This window comes from Arthrobacter sp. B0316-1-20 (assembly GCF_059091865.1).
In genome coordinates this window covers 1-6,231 of record NZ_JBNHHC010000110.1, presented here as the reverse complement: position 1 = coordinate 6,231, position 6,231 = coordinate 1, and the positions used below count along the sequence as shown (strand labels likewise).

Here is a 6,231-nt window from a genome sequence, read left to right as displayed (position 1 = left end):
GCCACTACATGCGCCGCTACTTCACCCCCGCCTTCAATCCAACGGTCGGCAGCGTCACCGAATTGGAGTACGACGCGGTCAACGAACTCTGGTTCGATACGCAGGAGGACTTCGACGCCCTCCTCGCCGCGGCCTCCACATCTCCCCTGAAGGAGATCATCGCAGCGGACGAAGCGCAGTTCCTGGAACGAGACGCCATCCAGATGATGACCGTCTCCGAGGAAATCTCCGACATGTCCCGCGGGCGCGCCGGGAGTCAGTGCGACCGAACACCGCTTGCGTGACTACCTGATCGCAGGGAACCTTGGCGGCGTGGCGCGGCCGCGGGCTGGTCGCCCAGCGGTACCTGTCAGGCATCGAGCCATTCCGTCGCCTGGCCTCGTCCCTGATGTCCTGCTCCTCCGCCCGGTTCGCCGATTGCAGCTAGGCGTGCAGAAACAAACGGACGTATGGTTGCCTTGCAAGGCTGGAGACCCTATGTCCGTCTCGGATGCCGCGGTTCGCACACCTCATCCGGACAACGAACTGCCTGTCTCTTCACGCCGCCACTGGGACGCCCACGAGGCCCTGCCAAGCAGGATCCCCGGGCCAGCGCAGCAGAGCGCCGGCGGCGGAGCGGACCTCCGCAGCGTCGGTGTGACCCGGACACAGGGGTCGTTCATCGAAGGTAAGAGGCTCGGGGCGTCCTAAGGGCAGGCGTACGAGGAGCAGGCCTCGCACACAAGGCACGAGCAGCGTGTTTGACATCATCTACTGGCAGCGAAGATTGTGGGGCAAGGCATGTCGAATGCAGTGACGTTGAAGCTCGGCATCGGCGAGAACGAGCCACTCGTCTGGCACACCGGGCAATTCCGGGAACTCGCCGATGTGCAACTGTCCTCTGTCATTTAGCTGTTTTTACATAACCATCACCAGTGTCGCATCGTCGGCGCACGTCAAAGAAGAGGCCACAATGGAACGTCTGAAAAACAAGGTTGCGCTAATAACGGGTGCGGCAGTGGGCATGGGTGCTGAGCACGCACGCCTATTTATCGAAGAGGGTGCGAAGGTCGTCCTCACCGACCTCAACGAGAAGGACGGCAAGGCACTGGCCGACGAACTCGGTGAGAACGCGTTCTTCGTGAGTCACGACGTCGCAGACGCGGAATCGTGGGAATCAGTAGTCGCGGCGAGCGTTGAAAAGTTCGGGCCGATCACGGTTCTCGTCAACAACGCGGGTCTGGCCGGACCTGTTTGCTTTACAGCAGATCTCGATCCGGAGGTATATGCCAAGGTTACCGAGGTCGACCAGACGGGCGTGTTCCTTGGCATGCGCGCCGTGCTGCCCGGCATGGTCGAAGCGGGGGGCGGCTCGATCGTTAACATCTCCTCAGCAGCAGCCATGGCGCACTTGACGGGGGTACCCAACGTGGCATACACAGGCGCCAAAGCCGCCGTCAGAGGGATGACCAAGGCCACGGCGACCGAGTACGCGTCGGACAACGTGCGTGTCAACTCAATCCACCCGGGCGCGATTCTTACTCCTATGGCCAGGTCACAAATGAACGAAGAGGAGCTCGAAGCGTTGGCCATCCCCATTGGCCGGCCGGCAGATCCCCGCGAGGTCTCGTACGCGGTGCTGTTCCTCGCATCCGACGAAGCTTCATACATCACCGGCAGCGAACTAGCCATCGACGGCGGACGCCTAGCCGCCGGTCGCTAATCGTTCAGGATGGCTCTAAGCGGCCGTGCAAGCCGCCAATTCCGGCGACTCGACATCTATCTTTCGCAGCAAGATGGCTGTCGAGTCGCCTGGCGAGGGCCCACTTTTGCCCCTGTAGATCGGCTACTGCCAAACGATGGCTCCTCCTCCCCTCTAACTCAACGAGGGGCTCAATAATGGGAAGCCCACTGAAGATGAATGGGAAGCCCACTGAAGATGCATTACTGCTTGGAACAATCAGCGCCGCGAGGGGCGCAGGGCAACATCGGACACCAATTTGACGAGCCCTGTCCTCTTCGCGGGTAAGAACGCGATTGGCTCCTCCGGAGCCAATCGCTCCATCGAAGGTGGTCGAAGATGACTGAAACTCCACAGGTCAAAACACGAGCGAGTCAACTTGCTCCGATAATCGCCGTGCTGATGCTTAGCGGCGCCATCTCAGATGTCCAAGCCGTCGCCCTCAATCCTCTGGTCGGGACGATGGTATCCGAATCAGGCCTGTCGGGATCGGACATCGGGTGGATCCTCAACGGCACAATGCTCGCAGGCGCGGTATCGGTGGGTCTTACCTCGCGAATGGGGGATAGATACGGTCACCGTAAGGTCCTCATCGGGCTCATACTAGTGGCAATGGCGGGATGCGTATTATCCGCGACCGGCACCAGCTTTTGGCCGGTGGTACTCGGTCGGTTCTTGTCGGGCCTGGCGCTTGGCATCCCCATGGGGTGGGGAATGCTTCGCCCACGTGCCACCGCACGTGTAGTACAGCAGGTCTCGCTGTCCCTCGCATTGAGTCTGGCGGTCTTGACACCGCTTACCGTCGTTGCAGGTGGTGCCCTCGTGGCGATTGGATTGCCTTGGCAATCCGTCTTCTGGATGATTTTCGTCTTTCTCGCGCTGCTGCTGCTCTTTGCTGTCCTCTCACCCGAAACACCCAAGGACGCTCGCGAGTCCGTTCGTGTGGACTGGGTCGGCGGCATAGGGGTCGGTGTATGGGCCGTAGCGCTTCTTATTGGAATCAGTGAAGGACCCAATCAAGGCTGGACATCACCCCTCGTGCTTGGCGCCCTTGTTGTAGCCGCAGTGGCAATGATCGCCTGGATCGTTCAGCAACGACGCACGCCAGAACCACTGATGTCGTTCAAGAACATGAACCTGCGCCAGATCCTGGTGGGTTTCTCCGGGATCGGAGTCGTCAGTGTCGCCGGTCCTTTCGTCTTTATCGGACTCCCCCTCCTGCTACAGACCCCAACATCCTCCGGGTTCGGTTTGGGCCTGTCCCCGCTCGAATCCTCTTACACCATGCTTGCAATGATCCCCGGCTGCGCGCTGGGATACGTATGGACGCGGTGGGGGCTCGGTCGACTCGGCCCGAAGCTGGTCCTGGTTACTTCCGGAAGTGCTGCGATCCTCGTCTATGCCGGCTTCGCATTCGCCCATCAGACCGTGTGGTTGGCGTTCTTGTTTGTGTTCGGATACGCCGCGACGATCCTGAGCTGTCTGACTACTGCGTACACCCTCGTTGCCTCGTCCGGGAGGCAGGACAACATGGCAGTGACGATCGGCATGCAGAACATCCTGCAGTTCACCTCGGCCACGATTCCAGTCGCGATTCTTCTAAACGTGCTGGCACCCGGCCCCGACGGTTACGTTCAGGAGCCCATGTTCACCGGCACCCTCCTTGGCATCAGCTTAATCATCGCCATCTTCATCATCGGATGGATAGTCTTTGCGCCGAAACGCATCGATGACAGGCACGCGATCGACGCGATAGCCGAGCCCATGAAGACCAGTGTCGCCGCCGAGTAGATCTGGAGATCGGTCGCGCACAGCATCGCAGGGGTCACCACCGAGAGAACGGCATGTATCCGGCTTCTCCCGCATACGAAGGGACACCGAAGCCCCGGCCACAGAACGTTGTACCAAGCTTCGGACCACCAATTACGTCACCGATGAGGAGTTGACGGCAGGCCGACCACTTCACTTACTGACAAATTTGAAAAGTGGATGTAAGCGGCCATGAAAAACTGCCCATAGGCGGCCATGGAATTGCCCGCCGAGGGCGGATTCTAGGGGTCGTTGCAACACCCGAGGTTAGCTGGCTATCAGTAAATCACGAAGGCGCTCGGCCGGGGTGTCCCAGTCGAGCGTCTTGCGGGGGCGGGCGTTGAGTTCCTGCCCATCGCGTCCGACGACGCGCAGGCAAAGCAGGAGGCCTCGGCCATCATTGACCAGCTGGGCTTCGACACCCTCGATGCCGGTCCTATTGCCGAATCCTGGAGATTCGAACCCGAGCCCGCCGGATACACCAGGGTATATCTCGCCGACCCGGACACAGCCGAGGACCAGGTGATGACCGCCGATTCCGGACCCGCATCAGCAGACGAACTCAAGGCGGCACTTGCATCCGCCACTCGAGTAAAGGTGGCAGATCGCGTCTTCTGAGAATCCGGCTCCTCTGACACGGAAGCTTCGTTTGGCCCTCACGCCGCACGCTCGCCTACGTGGGCGCTACATCGCAGATCGGTAGTGAGCGCGGCCGAGAGCCGCCCGGTGACATTGCGGGCCTCGGACCACCATTTACCACTCGTGCCCTTCGGGCTGTCGCCTAACCCAGGGTTAGGCGACAGCCGTCTAAGGGACTATCCGGCGTCGATGACGCAGTTGGGATTGAAACATGTAACGCATGGCTTGGCATGGGGCATGGGGCATAGGGCGATACGGCTGCAGTCAGGTGCTATACACTGCGTCATTTGAAGGAAGCCAGAAAATCACGTTAGTGACATTCAGGTTGCGATCGCATCTTTGCAGACGCCGTGAGTGGCTCCCCTGTGGCCTGAAGGGGCAGTCTTACGCCTATGACCCTGCCGACATGTCCTCTTCCATGGTCCATCCGTAGGTGACTTGGGCGCTGACGGCGACGGTGAAGGTGGTGTTTCCGAAGCGGGTCACGAGAACGCCGTAGCGCCCTGCTTCCATAGCGCGCTGAACTGCTGCGTCCACTGCGGTGCTCAGTTCCTCTCCTATGAGGCGAGGATCAGTGGCCTCGACGAAATAGGTCTGGTCGGCTTCCATTGCGCTGATCATTGTAAAGTTCCTGTGTAATTGGTGGCCTGTTTTGCTTTGCTTTGGGTCTTCGACGCAGAGACCCCTACGGGGAAGGGAACTCCGGTTCAGATACGGCTTCGGCCGCCTCCCCTGGCCGCGCCTAGTCCTCGGACTGAAGGTCGATGGCCTGCTCGAAGCGATGTAAGGACGGCGTCGGACTTCCTTGGGAAGTAGCGCCTAGTCCCGGAAATGAGTTGTTCCTGACGGGATCCTGGCAAGAAGAACTATGGGAGACGATATTCCGCTTCCCGTCCCTTGCAGCACCCAGTGACCAGGAACGAACAAACGCGACGTCCTCCTCGATTTGGGCCACCAGTTCGTCGGTACTTTGAAATCTGCGTTGAGGGCGTATGCGGACATGGAGCGTCACACCAACGGTGCGCCCGTACAGGTCCCCGGCATAGTCAAGAAGATGGGCTTCGAGTAACCGCGCACCACTGCGGTAGTAGGTTGGACGGCGTCCTATTGAGACGGCGGCCGCGTAGGATTTCGCCCTCTTGTCTACCCCAAGTTGTACCGTACCCGCCCAGACTCCATCTCGAACGTCTGCTTCAGGGACGGAGATACTGGCCGTCGGAAACGCAATTTCTCTCCCGCGTGCGTCTCCTTGCTCAACCACGCCGACAAGGTGGGCGACGATATCTGGGGCCTTGATGACATCGCTCAGCTGTGAACGGCTGGCAATGTTAGCGGCGCGCCCATCGCCGGCCTCGATTGTGGATTTCATTGGTTCCTCATCGTTTCGATCCCGACCGGCGTCGCAGCGGTCCGTTGGCCAGAGCAGCCGGGCCGCCGGCCGTGAGGTGGGCGGTTGCGCCAAGCACATTGTCCAGCCATGTGACCCGATTGCTGAAGCGCTTCACCCTCGACCTAGTGGTCCAACGGTAGGACTCATGCTCCCAGTTGGTTGTTAGTCGGCGGCGGGAAGTCACGGCTGCGAATGTATGGATCAGCCAAGGGGTTCCGGAACCGTCGGCGATCACGAGCACCGGCCCCTTTCCGGAGATCCAGCAGGTCTTTGGCCTGTAGACCGGTTTCTTCAAAAAGTTCTTCACGAGCCTGTTGTTCCGGAGTTGCCCCAACTTCGACGAAACCCGTGATGCAGTGCCAAAGGTGGTTCGATGGCCTCCGCCGTTCCCCAACCGACCGTTCGCTTGATAGCGTGGGATTTTCCGACGAAGCGCCCACCCCCGGAGGAGACGACGAACGATGATCAAGACCATCACCTTTCTCAAGCGCAAAGCCGGCATGACCCCGGAGGAGTTCCGGTCGTACTACGAGGCCAACCACGTCCCGCTGATCGAGCAGAACCTGCCGATGATCAGCCACTACATGCGCCGCTACTTCACCCCCGCCTTCAATCCAACGGTCGGCAGCGTCACCGAATTGGAGTACGACGCGGTCAACGAACTCTGGTTCGA

General features: G+C 60.2%; 7 protein-coding genes. 4 read left to right on the top strand and 3 right to left on the bottom strand.

Annotated elements, in window-relative coordinates; genetic code table 11:
- From AC5RW2_RS39675 to AC5RW2_RS39665, 3 genes are all read left to right on the top strand, one after another.
- On the top strand, nucleotides 1–284 hold a 284-nt coding region (locus tag AC5RW2_RS39675), incomplete at its 5' end, for an EthD domain-containing protein (RefSeq protein WP_494037135.1).
- A 668-nt stretch (nucleotides 285–952) separates the two neighbouring features.
- Nucleotides 953–1,702 (top strand): SDR family NAD(P)-dependent oxidoreductase, encoded by a 750-nt coding sequence (locus AC5RW2_RS39670; protein WP_494032159.1) that lies wholly within the window; start codon nucleotides 953–955, stop codon nucleotides 1,700–1,702.
- A 357-nt stretch (nucleotides 1,703–2,059) separates the two neighbouring features.
- Entirely contained in the window at nucleotides 2,060–3,511 is a 1,452-nt protein-coding gene (locus AC5RW2_RS39665; RefSeq protein ID WP_494032160.1) for an MFS transporter, read from the top strand.
- A gap of 1,047 nt (nucleotides 3,512–4,558) precedes the next feature.
- Here AC5RW2_RS39665 and AC5RW2_RS39660 read toward each other — a convergent pair.
- From AC5RW2_RS39660 to AC5RW2_RS39650, 3 genes are all read right to left on the bottom strand, one after another.
- The gene (locus AC5RW2_RS39660; protein ID WP_494032161.1) at nucleotides 4,559–4,789 is read right to left on the bottom strand and encodes a hypothetical protein; all 231 of its coding nucleotides are present in this window, start codon (nucleotides 4,787–4,789) and stop codon (nucleotides 4,559–4,561) included.
- A gap of 121 nt (nucleotides 4,790–4,910) precedes the next feature.
- Nucleotides 4,911–5,537: a riboflavin kinase gene (locus AC5RW2_RS39655; protein WP_494032162.1), complete on the bottom strand. Its 627-nt coding sequence runs from the start codon at nucleotides 5,535–5,537 to the stop codon at nucleotides 4,911–4,913.
- 164 nt (nucleotides 5,538–5,701) lie between these two features.
- On the bottom strand, nucleotides 5,702–5,998 hold the full coding sequence (locus AC5RW2_RS39650; protein WP_494037134.1) for an NUDIX domain-containing protein: 297 nt from the start codon (nucleotides 5,996–5,998) through the stop codon (nucleotides 5,702–5,704).
- A 21-nt stretch (nucleotides 5,999–6,019) separates the two neighbouring features.
- Between AC5RW2_RS39650 and AC5RW2_RS39645 the strand changes: the two genes are divergently transcribed.
- Nucleotides 6,020–6,231: EthD domain-containing protein (locus AC5RW2_RS39645; RefSeq protein ID WP_494075213.1), on the top strand; the 212-nt coding region annotated here is incomplete at its 3' end.